This is a genomic window from Merdibacter massiliensis (assembly GCF_900155395.1).
Lineage (GTDB): Bacteria > Bacillota_I > Bacilli_A > Erysipelotrichales > Erysipelotrichaceae > Merdibacter > Merdibacter massiliensis.
Genome location: NZ_LT699718.1, coordinates 1 through 4,872, shown reverse-complemented (window position 1 = coordinate 4,872; position 4,872 = coordinate 1). Strand labels below are relative to the sequence as shown.

The window sequence follows — 4,872 nt, the reverse complement described above, 5'->3', positions numbered from 1 at the left end:
AGCTCGATCTTTGAAAACCAAACAGAGAAACGTCAATTCAAAAAAAAGAAGAAGGACGCAAGTCCGGATAAGAAAAGAAAAGACGCTAGCAAAGAAAAGCGAAGCGTAAGAAATGAGCTAAACAAACGATTCAAATGGAGAGTTTGATCCTGGCTCAGGATGAACGCTGGCGGCATGCCTAATACATGCAAGTCGAACGGAGCCGATTGGAAGCTTGCTTTTGAGAGGTTCAGTGGCGAACGGGTGAGTAACACGTAGGGAACCTGCCCAGATCACCGGGATAACGGTTGGAAACGACAGCTAAGACCGGATAGGTGATGGCGAGGCATCTTGTCATCATGAAAAGAGCTACGGCTCTGGAGCTGGATGGACCTGCGGCGCATTAGCTGGTTGGTGAGGGTAACGGCCCACCAAGGCAATGATGCGTAGCCGGCCTGAGAGGGTGCACGGCCACATTGGGACTGAGACACGGCCCAAACTCCTACGGGAGGCAGCAGTAGGGAATTTTCGTCAATGGGGGAAACCCTGAACGAGCAATGCCGCGTGAGTGAAGAAGGTCTTCGGATCGTAAAGCTCTGTTGTAAGAGAAAAACGGCCTTCATAGGGAATGATGGAGGAGTGATGGTATCTTACCAGAAAGCCACGGCTAACTACGTGCCAGCAGCCGCGGTAATACGTAGGTGGCGAGCGTTATCCGGAATGATTGGGCGTAAAGGGTGCGTAGGTGGCACGATAAGTCTGGAGTAAAAGGGAGCGGCTCAACCGCTGTTGGCTCTGGAAACTGTCGAGCTAGAGAGCAGGAGAGGGCGACGGAATTCCATGTGTAGCGGTAAAATGCGTAGATATATGGAGGAACACCGGTGGCGAAGGCGGTCGCCTGGCCTGCAACTGACACTGAAGCACGAAAGCGTGGGGAGCAAATAGGATTAGATACCCTAGTAGTCCACGCCGTAAACGATGAGGACTAAGTGTTGGGGAAACTCAGTGCTGCAGTTAACGCAATAAGTCCTCCGCCTGGGGAGTATGCACGCAAGTGTGAAACTCAAAGGAATTGACGGGGGCCCGCACAAGCGGTGGAGTATGTGGTTTAATTCGAAGCAACGCGAAGAACCTTACCAGGTCTTGACATCCCTTGCGAGTCTATGGAGACATAGAGGAGGTTACCAAGGAGACAGGTGGTGCATGGTTGTCGTCAGCTCGTGTCGTGAGATGTTGGGTTAAGTCCCGCAACGAGCGCAACCCTTGTCGCATGTTACCAATATCAAGTTAGGGACTCATGCGAGACTGCCGGTGACAAACCGGAGGAAGGTGGGGATGACGTCAAATCATCATGCCCCTTATGACCTGGGCTACACACGTACTACAATGGCGGCTACAAAGAGCAGCGACACTGTGAGGTGAAGCGAATCTCGGAAAGGCCGTCCCAGTTCGGATTGAAGTCTGCAACTCGACTTCATGAAGTTGGAATCGCTAGTAATCGCGAATCAGCATGTCGCGGTGAATACGTTCTCGGGCCTTGTACACACCGCCCGTCAAACCATGGGAGTCGGAGATACCCGAAGCCGGTGGCACAACCTTAGGGAGTGAGCCGTCGAAGGTAGAGCTGATGACTGGGGTTAAGTCGTAACAAGGTATCCCTACGGGAACGTGGGGATGGATCACCTCCTTTCTAAGGAGAAAGAAGAGAAGGAAGTTTCCTGTTTGGTTTTGAAAGGCTGAGCCTTTCAGAAGAAGAAGCGAGTCGATCTTTGAAAACTGAATAACAGCAAAGACATAACAGAAAAGGTCTATAACAAAAAGTTGTAGGATTGAAACTGAGTGTTAAACAGAAGAAGAAAAATCTCGGAAAACACGAAAAAGATCAAGTAAGGAAGGGCGTACGGCGAATGCCTGGCCACTTGGAACTGAAGAAGGACGCACCAAACGGCGAAACGCGACGGGGAGCGGTAAGGACGCAAAGATCCGTCGATATCCGAATGGGGGAACCCGGCATCCGTCATAGGATGTCACCCGCATCTGAATACATAGGATGTGAGGGAGGAACCCGGGGAACTGAAACATCTAAGTACCCGGAGGAAAAGAAAACAACAGTGATTCCCTGAGTAGCGGCGAGCGAAAGGGGAGGAGCCCAAACCGATCTTAGGATCGGGGTAGAAGGACCACGGAAGTAGCAAGAACGAAGGTAGCAGAAATGCATGGGAAGGCATACCGCAGAGGGTGAGAGTCCCGTAAGCGAAACCTGAGGGAAGCGAAGTGGGATCCTGAGTACGGCGAGACACGAGGAATCTTGTCGGAAGCAGGCGGGACCATCCGTCAAGGCTAAATATTCCCAAGTGAGCGATAGTGAACGAGTACCGTGAGGGAAAGGTGAAAAGAACCGCGGGAGCGGAGTGAAAGAGAACCTGAAACCGTATGCCTACAAGAAGTCAGAGCCCGTTAAGGGGTGATGGCGTGCCTTTTGTAGAATGAACCGGCGAGTTACGATACAGTGCGAGGTTAAGCGGGAGACGCGGAGCCGAAGCGAAAGCGAGTCTGAATAGGGCGCAAGTAGGGTATCGTAGACCCGAAACCGGGTGATCTAGCCATGACCAGGTTGAAGTTCAGGTGAAACTGAATGGAGGACCGAACCGACCACCGTTGAAAAGTTGGCGGATGAGTTGTGGCTAGGGGAGAAATTCCAATCGAACCCGGAGATAGCTGGTTCTCCCCGAAATAGCTTTAGGGCTAGCGTCGGAGGGAGGCATCTGGAGGTAGAGCACTGAATGTACGATGGCGCCATCCCGGTGTACTGAGTATAATCAAACTGCGAATGCCAGGTGAGAGATATCCGGCAGTCAGACCGTGGGTGATAAGGTCCATGGTCAAGAGGGAAACAGCCCAGACCGCCAGTTAAGGTCCCAAAATGTATGCTAAGTGGAAAAGGATGTGGGGATGCACAGACAACTAGGAGGTTGGCTCAGAAGCAGCCATCCTTCAAAGAGTGCGTAACAGCTCACTAGTCGAGTGACCCTGCGCCGAAAATGTACCGGGGCTAAGCATACTACCGAAACTGCGGATTCGATCTGATCGAGTGGTAGGGGAGCGTTGCATGCACGGGGAAGCCGTACCGGAAGGAACGGTGGAGAGCATGGAAGTGAGAATGCCGGTGTGAGTAGCGAGATGCAGGTGAGAATCCTGCACACCGAAAGCCCAAGGATTCCAGGGGAAGGTTCGTCCGCCCTGGGTAAGTCGGGACCTAACGCGAGGCCGAAAGGCGTAGTGGATGGAAAACAGGCAGATATTCCTGTACCCGTATATGGAGCGATGGAGTGACGGAGAAGGCTAGTGTGACCCTATGAACGGATTTAGGGCGAAGCGAAGCAGCAGGTGCATAGTGAAATGCGTGCACGGGATGCAGAGCGCGAGAGGTAAGCGAACGTTTCGGCAAGTAGCGAAGCACATGAGGCCAGCTTCCAAGAAAAGCTTCTAGCGATAATCCATATGCGGCCCGTACCAAAACCGACACAGGTGGGCAAGGAGAGGATCCTAAGGTGAGCGAGAGAACTGTTGCCAAGGAACTCGGCAAAAAGACTCCGTAAGTTCGCGAGAAGGAGTGCTCTTGAGAAAGAGCCGCAGCGAAGAGGCCCAAGCGACTGTTTAACTAAAACACAGCTCTCTGCGAAGTCGCAAGACGAAGTATAGGGGGTGACGCCTGCCCGGTGCCGGAAGGTTAAGGGGAACTGTCAGAGGCAACTCGAAGCAGTGAACCGAAGCCCCGGTGAACGGCGGCCGTAACTATAACGGTCCTAAGGTAGCGAAATTCCTTGTCAGGTAAGTTCTGACCCGCACGAAAGGCGTAACGATTTGGGCGCTGTCTCGGCAGCAGACTCGGTGAAATCTTAGTACCTGTGAAAATGCAGGTTACCCGCAACTAGACGGAAAGACCCCATGGAGCTTTACTGCAGCCTGATATTGAATTTTGATGAAGCATGTACAGGATAGGTGGGAGGCGATAGAGACGTGCACGCCAGTGTACGAGGAGCCGACGTTGGGATACCACTCTTGTTTCATTGGAGTTCTAACCTGGTGCCTGCTACGGGCATGGGGAGAGTGTCAGGTGGGCAGTTTGACTGGGGCGGTCGCCTCCCAAAGAGTAACGGAGGCGCCCAAAGGTACGCTCAGATTGGATGGAAATCAATCGACGAGTGCAAATGCAGAAGCGTGCTTGACTGTGAGAGCAACAACTCGAACAGGGACGAAAGTCGGGATTAGTGATCCGGCGGTGCCGAATGGAAGGGCCGTCGCTCAACGGATAAAAGCTACCCTGGGGATAACAGGCTGATCTCGCCCAAGAGTTCACATCGACGGCGAGGTTTGGCACCTCGATGTCGGCTCATCGCATCCTGGAGCTGGATTCGGTTCCAAGGGTTGGGCTGTCCGCCCATTAAAGCGGTACGCGAGCTGGGTTCAGAACGTCGTGAGACAGTTCGGTCCCTATCTGTTGTGGGCGTAGGAGATTTGAGGAGAGCTGTCCTTAGTACGAGAGGACCGGGATGGACCTACCGCTGGTGTACCGGTTGTATCGCCAGATGCACGGCCGGGTAGCTAAGTAGGGAAGGGATAAGCGCTGAAAGCATCTAAGCGCGAAGCCTACTCCAAGATGAGATCTCCCATACGCAAGTAGTAAGACCCCTTGAAGACGACGAGGTAGATAGGTCAGGGATGGAAGCGTAGCGATACGTGGAGTTGACTGATACTAATCGGTCGAGGACTTGATCTGAAGTCGAGCTGTTATTCGGTTTTGAGAGGCTGACTCTCAAGGAAAGAGATCCGGTGATGAAGGCGGAGTGGACACACCTGTCCTCATACCGAACACAGAAGTTAAGCACTCCA

3 rRNA genes are annotated in these 4,872 nt (G+C 52.9%); all 3 read left to right on the top strand.

Annotated features, from left to right (window positions below):
- Window positions 1-131 precede the first annotated feature (131 nt).
- A 16S ribosomal RNA gene (locus BQ9859_RS03780) occupies window positions 132-1,669 on the top strand.
- A gap of 190 nt (window positions 1,670-1,859) precedes the next feature.
- A 23S ribosomal RNA gene (locus tag BQ9859_RS03775) occupies window positions 1,860-4,759 on the top strand.
- Window positions 4,760-4,808: 49 nt separating this feature from the next.
- A 5S ribosomal RNA gene (gene rrf / locus BQ9859_RS03770) occupies window positions 4,809-4,872 on the top strand; the annotation flags it as partial.